This is a genomic window from Bacillus sp. NPDC094106 (assembly GCF_044764345.1).
Taxonomy (GTDB): Bacteria; Bacillota; Bacilli; order Bacillales; family Bacillaceae_G; genus Bacillus_A.
This window is the reverse complement of record NZ_JBIWHY010000001.1, coordinates 268424-288612: the sequence shown is the minus strand read 5'-3', so window position 1 is coordinate 288612 and position 20189 is coordinate 268424. Positions and strand designations below refer to the sequence as shown.

Below are 20189 nucleotides of genomic sequence, written 5' to 3'. Positions count from 1 at the left end.
TTTAATCTGAAATATAGAGATGTCGTCGAAAGCTATCTCTAATTGGTTAATTTATGAGATTTTTTTATAGAGGAGCTTATTTTAGAAAAGGAGAATTTAAGTTAGTAAGAGCTCATAGGAGAGGCAGTGAGATAAAATGGGTTAGGGGGATTTAAAACATGGGGAAACTCAAGAAAGTAAATGTTCCTAATATACCGCAACATCAATCGCAGCCTAATGAATATCGAGTTATAAATAAGAAGAAAATAAGGCGGTTTATTTTAGCTTTTATTTTTATTTTTTCTGCAACTTTTTATGTTCACTATATCCTTACTAAACAAGAAGAAATAATTCAAACAAAGCGAGATACGATTAAAAATCAGCAAAAGCAATTGTTATCATTAAAAAAAGATTCACGGTATTTAAAGGGTGAAGTCGAAAATTTAACGGACAATGAAGAAGAAATTTTAAAGCTTGCGAGGAAAGAGTATCAATTTTCTAAGCCGAATGAAACTATATTTGTACTACCTAAATAGATATGAAATGTTGAAATGAAAGCAGTTAGCGAATAGCTAACTGCTTTTTTGGACCAAATGCTTTTTGAAAAAAGGTATACCATAACTGAACGTTTGTAGGTAGGATAATTTTTTAAAAGGAGCTATATGAAAAAAGCAGATTTTATATAAGAGATAGAAAAACGAATGAAAAGTATAAACAGGAATATAAGTGTCATGATACAAGGAGCAATTACATATCGTTACAATGAGCAATTTGTGCATCGATCAGTTAGTCTTGTTAAGTTAGCAATTCTTTTATTTTTACACATGATGCGGCAAGGTTAAAAAATCAATAATGAAATTGTGTATATAGCTGCATGAAGTTCAAGTGCAGGGTATGTAAGTCATGCGGAGTATATATTTTTAGAGATTGGTTATTTAGTGATGGAATATATATCAAAATAAATATTGTTAAAATTCTGTCAATTATATATACTTACAGTAAGCGGATACATTTTTTAATGAACGATGAGTCCTCAGCTCATACGACTGTTAAGAAAACCGTTATCCTCGTATAAGAAAGGAAGATATATGTGTACGCTTCTAATACGATTTATATCGTAGGGGATGCGAAAGCACCTCAAAATAATCCAATTACAGAAAAATTTAAAAGTTATTTTGTAGCATTTGTTATTGAGAAGGATACAGGGAAAATTATGGATGCGGATTGTTCAGCAACCATTTCATTAACAGCTCAATTCGTAAAGCATTTATTTCTACATAAAAATATAAATGATCCGCAATTAGTAACAGAAATTAAAAATCGTTATTTTGGATCATCTCAAAAAGCATTGCTTGTAGCGTTAAAAGATGCGCAAAAAAAATATAATCAAATCGCTGCTTTGTCTACACATTCATAGACAAAATCCAGCCGTAAGATTCATTCTTATGGCTGGATTTTTTTATTGGACAGAGAAAGGATGAATGAAATGAAAATTACCGATTTAATAGTGAAGCGTCGTTATATTAAACTCCATACACCGTTTAAAACGGCGTTGCGCACTGTAACTGATATTGAAAGTATTGATGTTTTTATCCATACAGATGAAGGTATTGTAGGGAAAGGAGCTGCGACTGCGACTCCAGTTATTACAGGCGACTTTGCTGGTGGGATTGAAGAAGCAATTTTGGGACCAATTCGTTCTGCATTAATTGGGAAAGACATACTGCAACTTCAGACATTGTTGTTACACATTCAAACGAGTTGTGTAGGGAATACGAGTGCCAAGGCAGCGGTAGATATGGCCTTATATGATGTGTATTGTCAGTTTTATCACATACCATTGTATGCGTTATTAGGCGGAAAGAAAGAAATTCAAACAGATATTACAGTAAGTGTTGACGAGCCTTTATTAATGGCAAAAGAAGCAAAAAATCACGTAGAAAAAGGGTTTCGCATGTTGAAAATAAAAGTTGGTAAATCTGCAAATTTAGATTTAGAACGGATTGAGGCAATTAGAAATATTGTTCCAAAGGATACTACGTTACGATTAGATGCCAATCAAGGATGGGGACCAAAAGAAGCTGTTGCGATTATTCGAGAAATGGAGAATAGAAATTTAAATATTGAATTTGTAGAGCAACCCGTTCATGCGAAAGATTGGGAGGGATTAAAGTATGTAAAAGATCATGTACAGACACCAATTATGGCAGATGAAAGTGTTTTTTCATCGCAGGATGCATTAAAGCTCGTTCAAGGTCAGTATGCTGATTTGTTAAATATTAAATTAATGAAATGCGGTGGCATACGAGAAGCGTGGAAAATTGCTGATATTGCTGAAGCTGCTGGTGTGAAATGTATGGTTGGCAGCATGATGGAGTCCTCGCTTTCCGTTACAGCTATCGCGCATTTAGCTACTGCTCATCCGAACATTCACTATTTTGATCTTGATGCTCCATTATGGTTAATGGAAGAACCAAGTGGAGTTACTTATAGCGGACCAAAGGTAACCCTGCATCATGCAATGAATATAAAATCTTAGAAGGCTTACTATTTTCAATGAATGTATTCATTTAGCAAACTATCTTTTAAGGGGGATGCTTATGAAAAAAATGGGGGCTGTATTTTTAACGACACTATTCATTTTTTCATCTCTATCGGTAGTAAATGCCGAAGAGAAAAAAGAGAATATAGCATTTATAGACGTTGCGGCTGCAACGCTGTGGACTGGACCAAATTTACTTCGACCAATTGATGCACCAAGTGCAACAAACCCTGTTGATCTATGGAAATGGACCAAATCAATGACGCTTGATGAAAAACTTTGGTTAACAAATACAAATAAACTAGAAACGCAAGCTTTACTAGGTCAGGAAGTAACGGTTGTTGAGGAACAAGGTGAATGGGTGAAAGTAGTGGTGCATGGGCAACCGACGCCGAGAAATGATGAGGGGTATCCTGGGTGGATGCCTGCAAAACAATTAACGTACACACAAGAATTTGCCAATAAAAAGAATCAACCATTCGTGTTGATTACAAAACCAACAGCTATTTTATATATAAACCCTTCTGATCAAAATAAGTCTTTAGAAGTGAGCTATAATACACGCTTACCACTACTAAGTGAAGATGCGATTTCGTATCGTGTATTACTACCAAATGGCCAAAAGGCATGGTTGCGGAAAAAAGATGGTACTGTTTATGCTTCGCAAAATGAAATACCTGTTCCAACAGGTGATGACTTAGTGAACGCTGGAAAGCAATTTTTAGGATTAGCATATATATGGGCTGGCACAAGTGGCTTTGGATTCGATTGTTCTGGATTTACACATACAATTTATAAATCGCATGGTATTACAATCCCTCGTGATTCAGGTCCACAATCAAAAGCTGGTATTGCGGTTGATAAAGAAAACTTACAAAAAGGTGATTTAATTTTCTTTGCTCATAATCAGGGGAAAGGAAGTGTTCATCACGTAGGTATGTATATTGGGGATGGGAAAATGATTCACTCTCCAAAAGCAGAAAGGGCAGTTGAAATCATTCCAATAGACACGCCGGGATATATAGAAGAATATGCAGGCGCTCGTCGCTATTTGCCTTAATTGAAAAGATAGGGGGTTTTTAAATGAAAAAGGTCATTCGCTTTTCATTGGTTAGTACTCTACTTGTTTCTTCCTTTTTAGTTGGTTGTGGAAAAGAAAAAACGACTACAAAACCGAAAGAAGAGAAGAAAGTATTACAGTTAACAGAAACTGGTGAAATTCCGTCATTAAACTCAGTAAAAGTAACAGACGCTGTTTCGTTTAACGTATTAAATAATGTGATGGAGGGGCTGTTCAGATTATCAAAAAATGATGAAGTGATTGCTGGAGCTGCACAAAAGCATGAGGTTAGTACAGATGGGAAAACATATACATTTCATTTGCGTGACGCAAAATGGTCTAATGGAGATCCAGTGACAGCTCATGATTTTGTATATGCTTGGAAGCAACTTATTAATCCAGATACAGCTTCCCAATATGCTTATATTATGTATGATGTGAAAAATGCAGAGAAGATTAATAAGAAGCAAATGGGACTAGAAGAATTAGGAGTGAAAGCACAAGATGATAAAACATTTGTTGTGGAATTAGAACATCCCGTACCTTACTTCACTAAATTACTTTGTTTACCATCTTTTTACCCAATTAATGAAAAATATGCAAAAGAACAAGGGGATAAATATGGTTTAGAAGCAAATAAAACGGTGTACAATGGACCATTTACATTATCAGAATGGAAGCATGAAGCGAGTTTTACAATGAAGAAAAACGATCAATATTGGGATAAAAAAGAAGTGAGATTAGATGAAGTAAATTATCAAATTGTAAAAGAAATTTCCACTGTTGTAAATTTATATCAAACAGATAAGATTGATCGCGCTGTAATTTCAACAGAGTTTGTTGATAAATACAAGAACGATAAAGAATTAAAACAATATACCGATCCTGTCATGTATTTCTTCCGCTTTAACGAAAATGTACCGATTCTTAAAAATAAAAATGCCCGCCTTGCGCTTAGTATGGCGTTTGATAAAAAGGGACTTGCAACTTCATTTTTAAATGATGGATCAGTACCTGCTAATTACTATGTGCCAAATGGATTTTTAAAAGGGCCAGACAAGAAAGACTTTAGAGAAACTGGAGCGGAGTTTAATAAAACGAATGTAAAACAAGCGAAAGAATATTGGGAAAAAGCAAAGCAAGAGACAGGAGTAAATGAAGTTACATTAGAACTGTTAAACTATGATTTAGAAAACTTTAAAAAAGTAGGAGAGTATATTAAAGAACAATTAGAGAAGAGCCTGCCAGGATTAACGATAAAAATAAAATTGCAGCCTCATTCGCAAAAACTAGCATTAGAGAAAAAGAAAGAATATGAAATGTCGTTATCTCGTTGGTTACCGGATTATCCAGATCCAATGACATACTTAGAAGTTTTCGTTTCAGAAAGTGGTGTGAATAATACAGGTTATGCAAATCCGGAATACGATACTTTAATTAAAAAGATAAAAACGGAACTAGGAAACGATGAACAGGCACGCTGGAAGGCAATGCATGAGGCGGAAAAAATGCTGCTTGATGATGCGGTGATTGCACCGGTGTTCCAACATGGATTATCATATTTACAAAAGCCGTATGTGAAAGATCTATATGTGCACCAATTTGGTCCAGCGACAAGTTTGAAATGGGCAGATATACAAAAATAAAATACGGTACGCAAAAAACAGACTTCGTTTGTACGATAGTCTGTTTTTTGCGTATTCCAATTAAAGAATTCTAAGTAATTTTAGATTTTTTTCTTAAGGTATAAACGGGACAGGTTAGTACGAGAAGGAATTTAGATCATTAACTTTGAATGGTAATAAATAATTGAATAATAAATTAATGGAGTTGATGTAGTTGTATGAAAAAAAGAAGGAAATAATAAGTCACTATGAGGAATCTATTGACTGGGTAAGAAGTTTAATACACTTATCTGAGGAAAAATGGAGAGCACAAATAGATAAAGATAAGTGGACTATTGCTGAGGTAATTGGACATCTGATACCTTGGGATGAATTTGTTTTGAATCAGCGTATTCCCTATTTACTTAAAGGTACTCAATTACCAAAGAGTCCAAATGTCGATTTAATAAACCATCAAGCATCAATTGATAGTAAGATTAGAACAAAGGGTGAAATAATTAATCGATTTATAGTAGTTAGGAAAAGGTTAATTAAAACAATAAATGATTTAACTGATGAGTTATGGACACAGGACTTTATTCTAGGAAAGGACAAAATATCATTCCATAGTTATTTTCTAGGGTTAGTAGAGCATGATCTTCATCATTATAGGCAAATTCAAAAATTATTATGATTAATTTATATAGTAGTACTACTCATTCAACTAACAGGGAGCTTTAGTTGAATAAGAACCTATGGGGAATAATCAAACTTTTTTATGAAATCACTACACCGACTAGCAAGTAAAGAATCTATTTTAACCAATAAAACAATTGGTTGTTCACGCTTTGTATATAACTATTTTCTTGCTAAATGGAATGATGCATACAAAGAAAAAGGATTATATAGTATAATTTACCAGGATATAAGATGAAATTTTGACTAAAGGGGAAAATGATATGTCTATAGATGTGAAAGGAAATATAATTCATACGAAAAGATTTTTTATGAGAAAACCGAGCATAGAAGATATTGATGAATTCTATGAAATAGTGAAAAACAATGAAGTTGGTAAATGGCTTGCAGTATCTAGAGGTATGTCACGGAAAGAAGCTGAACAATATGTTGGACAGTTTATATCACATTGGGAAAAGAATGGTTTTGGAGTATGGTTCCTATTTAATCGTATAACGGGAGAAATGATAGGGCATTGTGGTTTAAGGTATATGGATGGAACAGAAGACGTGGAAATTATGTATCTTCTTGATCCGAAGTGTTGGGGAAATGGATATGCTACAGAAGCTGCCCATGCATCGATTCAATATGCTTTTCAGGATTTAAAAGTCAAAAAAGTATCAGCAAGAATTAAACTTGTGAATGAGAAATCGAAGAATGTGTTAGAAAAGGTTGGATTTAAGTACATAAAAGATGTGGATTATGACGGACGTCAATTATCATATTATGAATATACGAATTCATCTCAATAGCAATGTAAAATAAAAACGCTACAAGTTCTGAATTGAATATGAGCTTGTAGCGAAAGTATTTGAGGTATATATTTTTTAAATTTAAGCACGTTTTTTTCGCTTCTTTAACCATATTTTTAAAGCGAAGTATAAAGTAATAAGGATAATTCCGCCAATGGCAAATGATTTGACATATGGTCCAGCAACATCATTGATATTACCCCAATTTTCTCCTAGTTTTTCACCTAAATAGATAAAAATGATGGACCATGGGATAATCGCAAGTCCTGTAAGGCTAACAAATCGTATAAATGACATCTTTGTAATTCCGGCAGGGATTGAAATGGCATGACGAACAACTGGAATGAAACGTGCTGTGAAAATAACGCCAGTTCCATAACGATTAAACCATGCTTCTGCAGCATCGATTTGTTTTTTATGAATGAAAATGTATTTACCATAACGCTCTAATACAGGGCGTCCACCGTATCGACCAATCCAATAAATAAAGATTTGGGCAATAACACCACCAATTGTACCAAATACAACAGCTCCTATAAATGAGATGCTTCCTGTGGATACTAAATATCCTGCATAAGCAAGAACAATTTCACTTGGGATAATCTCGATCATGAGCCCGAACATAATGCCCCAGTAGCCTAGTCCTTCTAAAAATTGTAATACGGAATGAATAAAACTTTCTAACATGTTGCACCTTCTATATATGAGATTTTTTAGGAGTAAGAGAAAAAAATATTCCTTACATGTTAAGTATACGAGAATTTATAAAAGAATGGGGGTGGATTTTTGAAAAAACACTTATTCTTTATAGATTGCTTGTTTATTTATTTTATGAATGGTTGTAAAAAAATTTTCGCTCGTCTCAAAAAATGAAACGAGCGAATAGTTTTTACTTCTGTACTTTTAATTTTTCTAGTTCTTTTTGTACTGCTTCTTTTAGCTCAATTTCCGTATCGTGTGTATAAGAAATAGGCTTTATTTGATTAAAGTAGTTACTTGCAGAGGCCTCAGCTTCTACTTTTTGAATAAAACTTTCTACTCTTGCGAAACCCTTCACGGCATTTTCTGTATGAAAAGATGCAATGGCTGTATTGTTTTCTTTCATTGTACGTGCTACATGTAATCTAGAAACAAGCACGAGTTCTTTATATTGTAATTCTTGGTATTCTTTTTGTAGTGTATCAATTTGCTCATATAAGATTGAAGTTTGTTGTTTTACTACATTGTACTGTTCTTGATACATTTCTAGCTTTTTCTCATGCGTAATTTTTTCTTGAAGTGCCAATTGTGCCATATCATCTTCATTGCGAGATACCGCAAGCTCAGCCTGACGAGATCTTTTTGCAATAACAGCCTCTGTTTCTGTAATAAGCGATTCATATTTTTTTTCTAAGAATAGCTGCTGAGATAAAGCTTGTTGTGATTTTGCCACTTGTTGCTCCGTTTCTCGTATGTATTGTTTTAACATACTTACCGGATTTTCTAGTTTATTTAAAGTTTCATGCACATCCGCGATTACAATGTTTTTAATTCTTTTAAAAATACCCATTTTTATTTCTCCTCCTTACGAATTTGTCTTTCCCATTGATCAAGAATATCCGCTTTATTATTTGATAGGACTAAATAGCTGTCCATTGTATAGTCAGTTGTAGATTGTAGCGAGTTTTGTTTTCTTTTTTTATACAGCCAAATTGGAAATACCACGACAGCGAAAAGGGGAAGAAGTGGTAATACACCAATGATAATAAGAAGGATACCAATCCATTTTCTTATCATTTGGCCTTCTGCTTTTTTGAGAATAAACCATCCTAAAAGAATGGAGCTTAACTCAATTGTTAAAAGGATAAGGAAAATCCCATCAAATTTTTCTTCATGATGCTTTCCATGATGTTTTTCATAATGTTGAACAGGCTTCTCGTTTTCGAAATTCTCTTGTTTGATATGATGTCTTTCGCCTTTAGAGTAAGAAGTTTGTCCACTATGTTCCACGGCAAAGGCCTCACGTTTTTCATGATGCCATCTTTCCATGTGCAATCCGAGAGTTCCCAGGAATATTGCCAAGGAGATAGAAATAATACTTACCCATATAAGCCAGCGGAATTTTGTACGCTTCTTTTTTTGTTTCTTCATATTCTCACCTCCTGCCATATATTTGTGTTTCTTTCATAACTGGAAAAAATGAGATTCGCATAACGCTCATAACGTACAAATTTGAAAGTTTATTTTAGCTTCATCATCTCCCTTGTGTTTGTATTACTTATAGTAAAGCGTAGAAATTAAAGTGGTCTGAAAGCTTAATGAAGATAGAATGAAAAGTATATTAGAATTTTCTCATCTTGTAAGTGAGCTGTTTTTCAGAAGATAAAAGAAGAAAAAATTTCAGTTTATAGCCTTGGTATTACAAAGCTTCTTTTAAAAGAGATAAGAAGAATGAACAGTGGGCGATTTTTTTTGCTTAATTGATGAAGTGATATTAGATGATATTTTACTACTTTGAAAATGGTTGAAATGGCAGAATTTTCTCCCTTTCAAAGTTTAAAGAGGGAAGAAAAGATAAAAGGAGATTTTAGGAACCTATAAAGAGAGGCACGTATTTGCATAAATAGAAACCGTTATTTTTGATACTATAGACTGCAAAGTATGTGCAAGAAGGAGTTCATTTACCGCGGAGAGAATATATGTATGATTTATAATACAAAAGTTCAAAAAAAGAGAAGCGCATTGCGCTCCTCTTTTTTATGGCTTCACATCTAAATTTTGTAAAAATAGTGTTGCGGAGACATAACGCTTTGCTAACATTTGTACATATGCGGTATGTACAGAAAGTGTTGCGATAATAATGGCGTTACGAATAGCTTCGCGTTGCTCGTTATTGACTTGATCAAACTGACTTGCAATTTTATCTGCTTTTTCTTTTACAATATTTTCAATCGTATGAATGGTATGAGTCGCGTTTAGTTGTAAGCAATCTCCTTGATTCAACTCTTCAAATAAAGAAGAATAAGCGACGTATAGATGGACGGGATTAATTAAATCGTCACTGCGATCTGCCGGGTCATTTACAATGAGTCTTAACAATTTACGAATAGATTCAAAATCAAGTGCTGTTTTTAAATCTTCAACGATGAATAGTAAAGCTGCTTGTTCAATCGAATATTTCTTTCCTTTTTGCGGAGAACCAATCATTTCTTTTATATCTCGTTTTACCCAGTTTTGCATAGCAGTTACAGAGAAACTGGTATTTTCAATTTGATTACCAAGCGCAACAATTTCATTTAAAGAAAAGCCAATATCTGTGTCTTCAATTTTTATCAGTTTTTCAAAGATAGGTGAGAGTGCGGTTGTTATAAAAGCTGTAACACTTTGTCCGCTTTCAATATCTTTTTTATGAGACTTTGCCCAAGCTTCTTGTAAAATACTAAGAGGCTTTTTTGTATTCCATCCTCTTAGAGAAAGAAGGAGCGTTGCCATTTCGTTTCGTGTGAGATGAAATGTTTCCATCTTTTCACCTCCAAAAATTATAAAAAGTTCTTATGACCATATAATATGTTTTGTTTTGTGTAAAGTCAATTCCATTTTGTTTAATTTTTCCTTTGTTATGAAATTGTCACGAACAAATAACACTTGCTTATTTCTGAAAAAGTTCATATAATAGGTTCATAAGAACTTTTTATTTATCTTTAAAATGAATCTATCATTCTTGCTTTAAAGAAAGATAGATTTCACATATATCTATAGCAAAAGGAGAATTGGTACACTATGTTAAAAAAACTGGTTACAGTAATGACTGCATTTATGGTTGTTTTTGGGGCTAGCAGCTTTGTTTTCGTAGATCATGCAGCAGCGAAAAGTTACAAATCTGGTCAAAAATCATATTCACCAAGTTCAGGACAAAAGTCAAAAGTGGATTTAAACAAAAAAGATTCTAATGTAAATGCACAAAAAACAACTCCAGACACAAAAACAAAAGCAACGAATACAGCACCAAAAAGTAATAAAGGAAGCTTTATGAAAGGTTTATTACTAGGTGGTCTTGGTGGTCTATTGATGGGAAGCTTATTCTCAAATATGGGAGCACTTGGTTCTATATTAGCGTTTATGGTAAATATGTTAGTAATGGCTGGTATCGTAATGTTAGCGGTTCGAGCATTTAAATATTTCAAAAATCAACGTAAGAAACAGGCGGAAGAAGCAGCATGGAGACGATAAAAATTTCCGAGCAAGAGCTTATAAACGCACTGTGTGTATATATTGCTGAAAAGAGACAAGTTGGTCCAGAAGCAGTTTTAGTTGAGCTGATGTATGATGATGACTATGGTTTTTCTGCTGAAGTAGAAGTAAATGGTCGCAGGCAAATTTTAATTCAAACAAACTTAATTGAAGCACTCCGCTTATGGCTTGATACAGCATACAATGTCAATCCATTTGCTGCAAGATTGCAGCTTGAATTAGATGATGAAGAAGGTATTATCGCGCTAGCGAATTTTAATAATTCGGATGAGTAGTGAAAAAGAGCTGTTGAGAGTAATCTCAGCAGCTCTTTTTATTATGTGCATGTTGTAATGGAGTTAAGTTGGGAGTTTAAGGGATGACTTGTGGTTTGTATAATTTTGTTAAATTAAACTAGTAGGGACACTGTTATAACTGTATAATTAGAGTGATCTGAATTATACAACAATTTATAAGGGGAATGATGAAAGTGTTACAAAAGCTAGCAAAGAAATTAGGGTATGAGGAGGGAGAGGCATTACAGTTTTTAAATAAACGCATTTGTGGTATATGGTTAATATGGGTAGGAATTACTATCATTGCATCAGCTGTTGTAGGCGGAAAATATTTTATTCATCCTATAGTTTTTTTGGTCGGCTACTTTGTCGGTTTTAAATTTATTTTAGGTAGCAAATCTGTAAGGAAAAAATATTCCTTTGGTCCTATGTCTACATTTCAATCTAAAGTGTCGAACTTATCTATTGTTCTTTTATTTGTACTTATGGGTTTAATTTCAGGGAGATACTTTGAAACATACGACTATCGTATGATTTGGCTAGGAGCTTTACTTGCGACAGGTATTCATTTCATTCCATTTGCACTCGTACATGGGAAGAGCATGATATATCTTTCAAGTCCATTAGTAATCATTGCATTGTTTGGTTTTATTCAAGCAGAAACACCATTTATATATATTGCAGTAGCTGATGGTGTTGTAAAAGTTTTATTTGGTATAGGCTTATTTTTATCTAAAAATCCAGATATGAATAATACAAGTCATTACTCAAAAAATGTATAACGAGTAAGAAGAAGCATGAAGTACATACTGTTCTTTTCATTAAGGTGCCCAGCTAAGCTAGGCACTCTTTATTTTTAATAAACTATATAATTTGTTTAACATCATGTGAAGAATAATTACGCCAAAGTTCATTCATTTTCTGTCTGCCAGCTGCAATGTTTGGATTAAACTGAATGACAGCTTGCTGGCGGATAACGTGAACATTTTGAATTGCTTGTTGTAATTGTTGGTCGATTGAATTTGATTTTGCACAAGCATGTTTAGTAATTGAAAGCCCAGCCACAGTTCCTTGTGCCATAGCAATTTTTCCGCTTTCAATTCCTGTAATATTTCCAGATACAAATAATCCGGAAAGAGGGGTTTCCATTGCCTCTGAATGGAGAGGCACATGTCCGCCAAGTTCAGGGATGTACTGGAAAGGGCAGCCGGCAACAGCTGCGAGCTCCGCCAGGGGATATAAGCCGCCCGCTATACAAACAAAATCTGCTTCATATACTTCTTCTGATCCTACAATAATGTCACCTTTCGCATCAATACTGGTCACACGAACACCTTCTACCTTATCTGCTCCGATAATGTCAAGCGCCGCTTTACGAAGATGGAGAGGCGTGCCGTTTACTTTTATGCCGTTATTTGGATAAAAGTTCAAACCGATTTTTCTAAACCAATCCTTTTTCATGAAGCGGCTTCCAATGCGAAGTAGGGCTGACGGAGCGAGGTGAGCTGCGTTCAATAGTGATTTTAAAACTTCCTCAGGTTCACCAGCTTTTTGACTAAGATCACTTTTTTCAGGGAGTACAATATGATCAACAGTAATGCCTGCTAATTGCAGTTCGTTTAAAATCGCAAATGATAAAATATTAGCGCCGATAATAATCCCTTTTTTGCCAACTTGAACTCTGTGAACATTCGTCATAACTTGAGCCGCGCCAATTGACATGACACCGGGCAAAGTCCATCCAGGAAGTGGGATAGGGTATTCAGCTGCCCCGGTAGCTAGTAATATAAAAGGAGCTTCTATCGTACCTATGTTTGTATGTACATACCAAAGGTCTTCAGCTTTTTCTAAATTATATACGGATACACCACACCGAATATCAACAGAAAGTGCTTTTGCTTCTTGATGAAGGCGTTCTGATTCTTTTATTCCGTTCCACCATTCGCCAGTAGGCTCTTGATGGAGTTGCCCTAATAATCGGCCACCAGGCTTTATAAATTCATCAACAACAATTACTTTGAGGCTAGAATTAGCACAAGCGATTGCTCCTGCTAATCCTGCTGGTCCCGCACCAATTACAATTACATCAATCATCGCTTTTCAACCATCTTTCTTATAATATTCGGATGTTGTTTGCCACTTTCAACAATCATATCTTTTTCTACTACCGTTAAACATGCTCTTACATTTGTTTGATGATTAACTGTTACGCGGCATTCTGAACAATGTCCGATGTTACAATAAATCCCTCTAGGTGTGCCACTATCTTCGTGAATACGCAAAGTTCTTATTTCATTTGCCAAAAGTGCAGCAGCGATGGTTTCATTTTCATACGCTTCATATTTCTGTCCATCAAATTGGAAAGAAATACGTTTTTGGTTGTCTAAATCACCTAGAATAGGATGATGTAAAATTCTAGTCATTGATTTTCACCTACTGTTCCAAAAGTTACCGCCCGTATTGGTGGTTGATATTTTAATGGAATCTCATGAGGTGATGTTCCAGGATTGGTACTTTCTATCATTCGGTCTATTACGACTCTACATGTACGTCCTCCGCAAAAACCCATTCCTGCTCTCGTTCTTAGCTTTAATTCCCGTGCCGAGCAATTATATTCAGTAATTGTAGATTGAAGTTGACCGTATGTAACTTCTTCGCAACGACAAACAATGAAGTTCTCTTTGTTAGACATTTGTATTCCTCCTCTAGTTCGGTTTACAAAAATATAATGCAAAAAGTATGCCAATATAGAGAAGGGAGAGAACTTAATGTAAGCCGAGTCGTTTTAAGCGATTATATAAGGTAGCCCTTGTAACACCAAGTTGCTTCGCACATTCTAGTTTATTCCCATTCAAAATTCTCAAAGCTTTTTCGAGTATTTTTTTCTCATGTTGTTCCATTTCTTCTTGTAAGGTCAAAATAGTGTTGTTACTGCCTAATGACGAATGAGATGTTAGTTCTTGAGAAGCACTGTTTGTATGAAAGGGTAAATATTCTTGCTTTATTACACCATCTGTTGCGAATACAACAAGCCTTTCTATGACATTGCGTAACTCGCGAATATTCCCTGGCCAATTGTGGTGAAGGAGTTCATGCATAACTTCTGGAGGTAGTTCATAAATTGGCCGTTTATAATTGATTGAAAAATCGTTTAAAAAAGAATATGTTAATTCGATAATATCCTCTCGTCTTTCCCTTAATGGTGGAATGTTCAGACTAACTACATTTAACCGATAATATAAATCCTCACGAAATTTTCCTTGTGCCATTAATTCTTGTAAATTACGATTTGTAGCTGCAATAATACGAAAATCAATGTTAATTTCTTTTTCCCCACCGACGCGATAATACTTTCGCTCTTGTAATACACGAAGAAGTTTTACTTGCATATCGAGCGGCATTTCACCGATTTCATCAAGAAATAAAGTACCGCCTTTAGCAAGTTCTATTTTTCCTTTTTTTCCTTTACTGCTTGCGCCTGAAAAAGCGCCTCGTTCATACCCGAATAATTCACTTTCAAATAAAGCTTCTGGTATTGCACCGCAGTTAATGGAAATGAACGGAGCATTTTCTTTTTCACTTGCTTCGTGAATTGCTTTCGCGAATATTTCTTTCCCAACACCACTTTCACCTAATATTAAAACCGTTGATTTTACAGAACAAACTTTTCTAGCCAAATGAATCGTTCTTTGTATAACAGAGCTTTTTCCTTTCATGGATTGAAAGGGATCGGATGCGTCTTTATATTTTGCTACTTCTTGTTCTAAACGGTGTACTTCACTAGACATATTAAATAACTTTTCATTCAACACAACTTGGTTTGTGACATCTGTTTCAGAAACGACTGCACCAATAATTTGATCATCACAATAAACAGGATTTGAATTAATTAAAACAAATAAATCCGAACGAGGTTGATGGTATTTGGCTACAATACTTTTTCCTTCATGTAGTGATTGCAAGATTTCTAGATTTTTATAATCGAAAAAATGAGTAATAGGTTGTCCAATTATATCTTGATGCTTAACTGAAAAGATTTTTTCAGCGCCTTCTGTCCATGTGCGGACACGTTCACGATCATCGATGACAGTGACTGAAGAATCCGTTGTTTGAATGACAGTTTCATAAAACGCTTGTAATTGTTTATAGGCATTTTGGAGAAAGTGAATCATCTGTGCAGCGGTTATGCAGCATACAGGACTATGATTTGTATCGAGAATAACAACTGCCGCATGATTAGAAAATGCTTCAATTAAGGCAGAGAATGAATCTTGTTCATGTACGACTTGGCAAGGAAGTCCATGGTAATAAAACTCGTTATTTTTTTCTTCTATGTGATTCGTATCAAACGTTGTATCCGTGAGAAAATGTTGTACCGCTTCTTTTATTGAAGGCAATGAAAATGTCATAACGTCCTCCTAGAATGTAAAAATTTATTAACACTGCTAAAAATATAATACACCTATTTATTTATTATTCAAATTTTTTTTACACTTACTCAGAAAACAAATCGTAATACACGTTTTTTTATTGTAACGTCAGTGAGAATATACAGTATTTCTTACGATGAAAAAGTTTATTTTAGTTGGCATATCAATTGCATAAATAAAAAATGAGCGATTTTAAAGAAAGGAGGTATACGTTATGAGGCATTGTGATGTTTTAATAATTGGCGGTGGAATTATCGGCTGTTCGATTGCTTATTACGCTTCAAAATACGGAAGAGATGTAACAATCATTGAAAAGGGAGAGTTTGTAAGCGGTACATCTTCACGATGTGACGGCAATATTTTAGCCATTGATAAAGACCCAGGCTTTGATAGTCAAATGTCGTTGTTTAGTCAAAATTTAGTAACGGAACTGAGTAAAGAATTAGAGCATCCTTTTGAATATCGAGCACCAGGAAGCATTCTTGTCTGCGAGTCAGAGGAGGAGATGGAAGCTGCGCAAAAATGGGTGAATCGTCAAAAAGAAGCAGGATTACCATTTCGGATGCTTGATCGGCAAGATATAAGAGAAGAGTCACCATTTTTTGCTGATGACTTGTTAGGCGGACTAGAATGCGCAACTGATTCCACTGTAAATCCATATCTTCTTGCTTTTTCACTTCTTGAAGAGGCGAAAAAGTTCGGAACGAAGGCTTTCAAACAGACAGAAGTAAAAGGAATGAAGAAAGAAACAAATGGTTCATTTCTTATAGAAACAACAAATGGAATGTTTACGGCAGATCACGTTGTCAATGCTGCTGGAGTATGGGCACCTAAAATTGGAGAGATGTTGGACCTTTCTATACCAATTAAGCCGAGAAAGGGGCATATTATTGTTGCTTCAAGGCAGCAACATGTAGGGGCTCGAAAAGTGATGGAATTCGGCTATTTAATTTCTAAATTTGGAGGGAAACGTAGGGTCGACTCATTGACTGAAAAGTACGGAGTAGCTCTTGTTTTTGAGCCAACTGAAAGCCAAAATTTTTTAATTGGAAGCAGTAGAGAGTTTGTTGGATTCCATACAAAAATAAATAATGAAGTCATCAAATGTATCGCGAATCGTGCCATTCGCTTTTACCCGAAAATGGCAGATATGATGGTGATTCGTTCCTATGCAGGACTACGCCCGTGGACAGAAGACCATTTACCAATTATTTCACGAGTGGATCACCTTCCGAATTATTATATTGCAGCAGGTCATGAGGGCGATGGAATTAGTCTCGCAGCAGTTACAGGGAAAATTGTCGAAGAATTCATAAATGAAAAGGAAACATCAATCCCTATTGAACCGCTTCGTTTTAATCGTTTTACAGAAAGGGTGCTAAACGGATGAGGTCACAAAGAGTTTTTACAACAATTGATACGCATACAGGAGGGAATCCAACAAGAACGTTAATCAGCGGTCTGCCAAAGCTGGTAGGAACAACAATGGCGGAAAAAATGCTTCATATGAAAACGGAGTATGACTGGATACGTCAATTTTTAATGAACGAACCGCGTGGACATGATGTGATGTCTGGGGCGTTGTTAACAGATCCATGCCATCCAGAAGCGGATATAGGTGTTATATACATAGAGACAGGCGGATATTTGCCAATGTGCGGGCATGATACGATCGGGGTATGTACTGCTTTAGTTGAATCTGGTTTAATCCCTGTCTATGAGCCAGTAACGTCATTAAAATTAGATACACCAGCTGGATTTGTTGAGGTGGATATTTCTGTTGAAAATGGAAAGGCAAAAGAAGTATCTTTTTGTAACATTCCAGCGTTCTTGTTAAAGCGTGTTTGTGTGAATGCTGAGGGAATTGGATATATAGATGCTGATATTGCATATGGCGGGAACTTTTACGCCATTATAGATGCAAAATTAGTTGGATTAGATTTAGTACCAGAAAATGCTTCTCAAATAATCGAAACAGCAATTCATATAAGAAATACGATTAATGAAAAATTTGAGGTTATTCACCCGCAATATCCATTTATAAAAGGATTAACTCATATTGAGTTTTATACGGATTCTACTCATGAAAAAGCAAATGTGAAAAATACAGTTGTTGTTCCCCCTGGAGGAATCGATCGTTCTCCATGTGGTACTGGTACATCGGCAAAATTAGCTGTGTTATATGCAAACAAAAAAATTTCGATTCAGGAAGAATTTATTCATGAAAGTATTGTTGGATCATTATTTAAAGGATGTGTATTAGAGACAACATATGTAGAGAACATAGAGGCTGTAGTCACAAAAATTACAGGTTCAGCTTGGCTCATGGGGATGCATAGATTCATTTATCACGAAGAAGATCCACTGAAAGAAGGCTTTCTGCTTATTCCGCCGATGGAACATGAAACGGAGGACGCAAAATGAATATTCAACAGATGTATTCAGCAATAGATGTACACGTAGCCGGTGAAGCGTTCCGTGTCATTAAAGATGTCCCATTTATGTATTATCAGAGTTTGGACCACTTACATGAACAAATTTCTTGTGGATGGATAGATGAGATTCAGCTTTTATTAAATGAGCCACGTGGATTTGCAGGTCTAAAAGGATGCGTTGTCGTTCCATCAATCCATAAAGAAGTGGATGCGGCTGTATTATTTTTCAATCATGAGGGAAGCATTCCTTTTCATTATGGCGGTATCGTTGCTGTGGTAACAACTTTACTAGAAAGTGGTCAGCTAAAACAAAGAGAGTCCAATCAATATAAAATTGAAACGCTTTGCGGTATATTTTCAGTTACTGCGAGTATGGAAAAGAGTGAAGTAGTTTCTGTCTCACTAGAAAGTAAGCCATGTTATGTAGTTGAAGAAAACCTGCAATTGAGTACTGCATTCGAAAATATACCGTACTCTCTTATACAAGCTGATCAATTATATGTTGTGTTTGAAAAGGACGAATTTTTCAAAGAGATTCGTATAGAAAACATTTCTGAATTAAGGAGATGGGGAAAAGCGGTGCTTGAAGCTCTTCCATCCAATCTTTCGATAAAAAGAGTAGTTTTAGTAGACGCTGCCCAAATAAAAGAGAATCGTATAAAAACAATTACCTTTCAGGATAACGAATATATCGTTCGTTCACCTGGGTTTGAATCAACAATGGTTTCCTATTTGAGTTATCGTTCTAAAAAAGATGTATGCAGGGAAAGACCATTTATAAATGAGAGTATTTTTAATAGTTTTTTAACACTGCAAGAAACGAATAAGGTAGAGAATGGGTACACATTTACGTTCACAAGCCGAGGATTTATTACAGGCATGCAAACATTTGTATTAGATCCTACCGATCCTTTTCCAGTAGGGTTTCTATTGAAATAGTCATTATACATTGAACTATATATACATCAATTAAAAAACTGACATAAAATCCCTCTTTTTAGGCGGGAGAGAGCATCTAGTCATGCATAGAAACGGTCAGGGCCTTTTCTACCACATGCGAAGTAAAAACAGAAAGAGCAAACGAGTGGAGGTTACTTTTTATTCTGCATATGAAGAATAAGGTTGCTAGTAGGAAAAAACAATACTGTAATTTTAAAAGGGAGAGATAATGATGCAAAGTATAAAAGGGGCATTTCCAGTATTAATTACACCGATGAATGAGTTACAAGAAGTTGATTGGAACGGAGTAAAGCAAAACGTTAACTACTTTATTAAGCAAAAGGTTGCTGGCATTATAATCAATGGAAGTACAGGAGAGTTTGTGAGTTTATCTAAAGAAGAAAGATGTAAGATGGTTGAAACTGTATTAAAAGAGGTAGATGGACGCATCCCTGTGATTGTAGGGACTGCTGCTGAAACAACGAAAGAAACAATTGAATATACAAAACATGCAGAGGTGAACGGTGCAGATTGTGCACTAATTATTAACTCTTATTATTGTAAACCGAAAGAAGAAGAGATTTATTTTCATTTCAAAGAAATTTCAAATGCTGTAAATATACCAATTATGCTCTATAATAATCCGTTTACATCTGGTGTCGATATGAGTACAGAACTCATGCTTCGTATTGGGAAAGAATGTGAGAGGGTGACTCATATTAAAGAATCGAGCGGAGATATCCGTAAAGCGAGAGATTTGGTGAGAAAGGGAAAAGGATCCTTTGAAGTTTTTTGTGGGTCCGAGGATTTAGTTATGGAATCCTATTTAGTAGGAGCTACAGGCTGGGTTTCTGTGGCAGGAAATATAGTTCCAGGACTTGTTACACAAATGTATGAGTACTTTCAAAATGGTGAGTTAGAAAAAGCTTGGGAAATGAATGATAGAATTTTGCCTCTTTGCGCATTCCTTGAAGGGTCAGGAAAATATGTGCAAATTGTTAAGCGGGCGATGGAATTAAATGGGCAAGCTGGAGGACCATCTCGTTATCCGCGCTTAGGATTGACACCTGAAGAAGATCAAAAGCTGCAAGATATTTTATCACAAATTACTGCAAATTCAGCTGTATAAAATGAATTCATTTATCCCACTATTTGCGGGCAGTGGGGGATGAAGCCCCCACTGATTAAAGTTTCACTTTATATAATGA

22 protein-coding genes and 1 pseudogene are annotated in these 20189 nt (G+C 35.2%); 15 read left to right on the top strand and 8 right to left on the bottom strand.

Translation table 11 applies throughout. The features are described from left to right. Window positions 1-158: 158 nt before the first annotated feature. From ACIQ7L_RS01615 to ACIQ7L_RS01580, 8 genes and pseudogenes are all read left to right on the top strand, one after another. Window positions 159-515, top strand: a complete 357-nt coding sequence (locus tag ACIQ7L_RS01615) for an FtsB family cell division protein (protein WP_400565875.1) — start codon at window positions 159-161, stop codon at window positions 513-515. A gap of 554 nt (window positions 516-1069) precedes the next feature. Then, window positions 1070-1396 carry a DUF3870 domain-containing protein gene (locus ACIQ7L_RS01610; protein WP_400565872.1) on the top strand — a complete coding sequence of 109 codons (327 nt, stop codon included), beginning with the start codon at window positions 1070-1072 and terminating at the stop codon, window positions 1394-1396. 69 nt (window positions 1397-1465) lie between these two features. Then, window positions 1466-2518 carry a dipeptide epimerase gene (locus ACIQ7L_RS01605; RefSeq protein ID WP_400565870.1) on the top strand — a complete coding sequence of 351 codons (1053 nt, stop codon included), beginning with the start codon at window positions 1466-1468 and terminating at the stop codon, window positions 2516-2518. 61 nt (window positions 2519-2579) lie between these two features. Beyond that, the gene (locus ACIQ7L_RS01600) at window positions 2580-3581 is read left to right on the top strand and encodes a C40 family peptidase (RefSeq protein ID WP_400565868.1); all 1002 of its coding nucleotides are present in this window, start codon (window positions 2580-2582) and stop codon (window positions 3579-3581) included. A gap of 23 nt (window positions 3582-3604) precedes the next feature. Next, complete coding sequence (locus tag ACIQ7L_RS01595) at window positions 3605-5227, top strand: peptide ABC transporter substrate-binding protein (protein ID WP_400565866.1); 1623 nt, start codon at window positions 3605-3607, stop codon at window positions 5225-5227. A gap of 193 nt (window positions 5228-5420) precedes the next feature. Continuing rightward, a complete protein-coding gene (locus tag ACIQ7L_RS01590) occupies window positions 5421-5879 on the top strand; it encodes a DinB family protein (protein ID WP_400565863.1) in 459 nt (152 codons plus the stop codon). Window positions 5880-5963: 84 nt separating this feature from the next. Beyond that, a pseudogene (locus ACIQ7L_RS01585) lies at window positions 5964-6089 on the top strand (helix-turn-helix domain-containing protein); the annotation flags it as partial. A gap of 55 nt (window positions 6090-6144) precedes the next feature. After that, window positions 6145-6672: a GNAT family N-acetyltransferase gene (locus ACIQ7L_RS01580; protein ID WP_400565862.1), complete on the top strand. Its 528-nt coding sequence runs from the start codon at window positions 6145-6147 to the stop codon at window positions 6670-6672. 81 nt (window positions 6673-6753) lie between these two features. Here ACIQ7L_RS01580 and uptA read toward each other — a convergent pair whose 3' ends face one another. The 4 genes from uptA to ACIQ7L_RS01560 form a co-directional block, all read right to left on the bottom strand. After that, a complete protein-coding gene (gene uptA, locus ACIQ7L_RS01575) occupies window positions 6754-7359 on the bottom strand; it encodes an undecaprenyl phosphate transporter UptA (RefSeq protein WP_335359180.1) in 606 nt (201 codons plus the stop codon). Window positions 7360-7561: 202 nt separating this feature from the next. After that, window positions 7562-8221: a PspA/IM30 family protein gene (locus ACIQ7L_RS01570; protein WP_400565859.1), complete on the bottom strand. Its 660-nt coding sequence runs from the start codon at window positions 8219-8221 to the stop codon at window positions 7562-7564. Between the two features lie 2 nt (window positions 8222-8223). Continuing rightward, window positions 8224-8802, bottom strand: coding sequence for a hypothetical protein (locus ACIQ7L_RS01565; RefSeq protein ID WP_400565858.1), 579 nt, complete (start codon window positions 8800-8802; stop codon window positions 8224-8226). A gap of 606 nt (window positions 8803-9408) precedes the next feature. Next, window positions 9409-10173, bottom strand: a complete 765-nt coding sequence (locus tag ACIQ7L_RS01560) for a DUF1836 domain-containing protein (protein WP_400565855.1) — start codon at window positions 10171-10173, stop codon at window positions 9409-9411. Window positions 10174-10431: 258 nt separating this feature from the next. Here ACIQ7L_RS01560 and ACIQ7L_RS01555 point away from each other — a divergent pair, with 258 nt between their 5' ends. From ACIQ7L_RS01555 to ACIQ7L_RS01545, 3 genes are all read left to right on the top strand, one after another. Next, window positions 10432-10881 carry a hypothetical protein gene (locus ACIQ7L_RS01555; protein ID WP_400565852.1) on the top strand — a complete coding sequence of 150 codons (450 nt, stop codon included), beginning with the start codon at window positions 10432-10434 and terminating at the stop codon, window positions 10879-10881. After that, on the top strand, window positions 10869-11177 hold the full coding sequence (locus ACIQ7L_RS01550; RefSeq protein WP_400565849.1) for a YxcD family protein: 309 nt from the start codon (window positions 10869-10871) through the stop codon (window positions 11175-11177). The genes ACIQ7L_RS01555 and ACIQ7L_RS01550 overlap by 13 nt, the downstream gene beginning before the upstream one ends. 194 nt (window positions 11178-11371) lie before the next feature. Next, entirely contained in the window at window positions 11372-11959 is a 588-nt protein-coding gene (locus ACIQ7L_RS01545; protein ID WP_400565847.1) for a DUF6609 family protein, read from the top strand. Between the two features lie 82 nt (window positions 11960-12041). On the opposite strand, the gene ACIQ7L_RS01540 is transcribed toward ACIQ7L_RS01545, so the two are convergent. The 4 genes from ACIQ7L_RS01540 to ACIQ7L_RS01525 form a co-directional block, all read right to left on the bottom strand. Next, a complete protein-coding gene (locus tag ACIQ7L_RS01540) occupies window positions 12042-13271 on the bottom strand; it encodes an NAD(P)/FAD-dependent oxidoreductase (RefSeq protein WP_400565844.1) in 1230 nt (409 codons plus the stop codon). Continuing rightward, on the bottom strand, window positions 13268-13600 hold the full coding sequence (locus ACIQ7L_RS01535; protein WP_400565842.1) for a (2Fe-2S)-binding protein: 333 nt from the start codon (window positions 13598-13600) through the stop codon (window positions 13268-13270). Before ACIQ7L_RS01535 ends, ACIQ7L_RS01540 begins: the two co-directional genes overlap by 4 nt. Then, complete coding sequence (locus ACIQ7L_RS01530; RefSeq protein ID WP_400565839.1) at window positions 13597-13869, bottom strand: (2Fe-2S)-binding protein; 273 nt, start codon at window positions 13867-13869, stop codon at window positions 13597-13599. The genes ACIQ7L_RS01535 and ACIQ7L_RS01530 overlap by 4 nt, the downstream gene beginning before the upstream one ends. A 73-nt stretch (window positions 13870-13942) precedes the next feature. After that, window positions 13943-15586, bottom strand: coding sequence for a sigma-54 interaction domain-containing protein (locus ACIQ7L_RS01525; protein WP_400565836.1), 1644 nt, complete (start codon window positions 15584-15586; stop codon window positions 13943-13945). 235 nt (window positions 15587-15821) lie between these two features. On the opposite strand from ACIQ7L_RS01525, the gene ACIQ7L_RS01520 reads away from it, so the two are divergent. From ACIQ7L_RS01520 to dapA, 4 genes are all read left to right on the top strand, one after another. Beyond that, the gene (locus ACIQ7L_RS01520; RefSeq protein WP_400565834.1) at window positions 15822-16997 is read left to right on the top strand and encodes an NAD(P)/FAD-dependent oxidoreductase; all 1176 of its coding nucleotides are present in this window, start codon (window positions 15822-15824) and stop codon (window positions 16995-16997) included. Further along, complete coding sequence (locus ACIQ7L_RS01515) at window positions 16994-18031, top strand: proline racemase family protein (protein ID WP_400565832.1); 1038 nt, start codon at window positions 16994-16996, stop codon at window positions 18029-18031. Before ACIQ7L_RS01520 ends, ACIQ7L_RS01515 begins: the two co-directional genes overlap by 4 nt. After that, window positions 18028-18981 (top strand): proline racemase family protein, encoded by a 954-nt coding sequence (locus ACIQ7L_RS01510; protein WP_400565829.1) that lies wholly within the window; start codon window positions 18028-18030, stop codon window positions 18979-18981. Before ACIQ7L_RS01515 ends, ACIQ7L_RS01510 begins: the two co-directional genes overlap by 4 nt. 229 nt (window positions 18982-19210) lie before the next feature. Continuing rightward, window positions 19211-20110 carry a 4-hydroxy-tetrahydrodipicolinate synthase gene (gene dapA, locus ACIQ7L_RS01505; protein WP_400565826.1) on the top strand — a complete coding sequence of 300 codons (900 nt, stop codon included), beginning with the start codon at window positions 19211-19213 and terminating at the stop codon, window positions 20108-20110. Window positions 20111-20189 lie beyond the last annotated feature (79 nt).

Excerpts from the sequence above, each read along its gene's own strand:
- ACIQ7L_RS01615 (WP_400565875.1), top strand. The coding sequence starts at position 159 with ATGGGGAAACTCAAGAAAGTAAATGTTCCTAATATACCGCAACATCAA.
- ACIQ7L_RS01605 (WP_400565870.1), top strand. The coding sequence starts at position 1,466 with ATGAAAATTACCGATTTAATAGTGAAGCGTCGTTATATTAAACTCCAT.
- ACIQ7L_RS01600 (WP_400565868.1), top strand. The coding sequence starts at position 2,580 with ATGAAAAAAATGGGGGCTGTATTTTTAACGACACTATTCATTTTTTCA.
- ACIQ7L_RS01595 (WP_400565866.1), top strand. The coding sequence starts at position 3,605 with ATGAAAAAGGTCATTCGCTTTTCATTGGTTAGTACTCTACTTGTTTCT.
- ACIQ7L_RS01580 (WP_400565862.1), top strand. The coding sequence starts at position 6,145 with ATGTCTATAGATGTGAAAGGAAATATAATTCATACGAAAAGATTTTTT.
- uptA (WP_335359180.1), bottom strand. The coding sequence starts at position 7,359 with ATGTTAGAAAGTTTTATTCATTCCGTATTACAATTTTTAGAAGGACTA.
- ACIQ7L_RS01570 (WP_400565859.1), bottom strand. The coding sequence starts at position 8,221 with ATGGGTATTTTTAAAAGAATTAAAAACATTGTAATCGCGGATGTGCAT.
- ACIQ7L_RS01565 (WP_400565858.1), bottom strand. The coding sequence starts at position 8,802 with ATGAAGAAACAAAAAAAGAAGCGTACAAAATTCCGCTGGCTTATATGG.
- ACIQ7L_RS01560 (WP_400565855.1), bottom strand. The coding sequence starts at position 10,173 with ATGGAAACATTTCATCTCACACGAAACGAAATGGCAACGCTCCTTCTT.
- ACIQ7L_RS01555 (WP_400565852.1), top strand. The coding sequence starts at position 10,432 with ATGTTAAAAAAACTGGTTACAGTAATGACTGCATTTATGGTTGTTTTT.
- ACIQ7L_RS01550 (WP_400565849.1), top strand. The coding sequence starts at position 10,869 with ATGGAGACGATAAAAATTTCCGAGCAAGAGCTTATAAACGCACTGTGT.
- ACIQ7L_RS01540 (WP_400565844.1), bottom strand. The coding sequence starts at position 13,271 with ATGATTGATGTAATTGTAATTGGTGCGGGACCAGCAGGATTAGCAGGA.
- ACIQ7L_RS01535 (WP_400565842.1), bottom strand. The coding sequence starts at position 13,600 with ATGACTAGAATTTTACATCATCCTATTCTAGGTGATTTAGACAACCAA.
- ACIQ7L_RS01530 (WP_400565839.1), bottom strand. The coding sequence starts at position 13,869 with ATGTCTAACAAAGAGAACTTCATTGTTTGTCGTTGCGAAGAAGTTACA.
- ACIQ7L_RS01525 (WP_400565836.1), bottom strand. The coding sequence starts at position 15,586 with ATGACATTTTCATTGCCTTCAATAAAAGAAGCGGTACAACATTTTCTC.
- ACIQ7L_RS01520 (WP_400565834.1), top strand. The coding sequence starts at position 15,822 with ATGAGGCATTGTGATGTTTTAATAATTGGCGGTGGAATTATCGGCTGT.
- ACIQ7L_RS01515 (WP_400565832.1), top strand. The coding sequence starts at position 16,994 with ATGAGGTCACAAAGAGTTTTTACAACAATTGATACGCATACAGGAGGG.
- ACIQ7L_RS01510 (WP_400565829.1), top strand. The coding sequence starts at position 18,028 with ATGAATATTCAACAGATGTATTCAGCAATAGATGTACACGTAGCCGGT.
- dapA (WP_400565826.1), top strand. The coding sequence starts at position 19,211 with ATGATGCAAAGTATAAAAGGGGCATTTCCAGTATTAATTACACCGATG.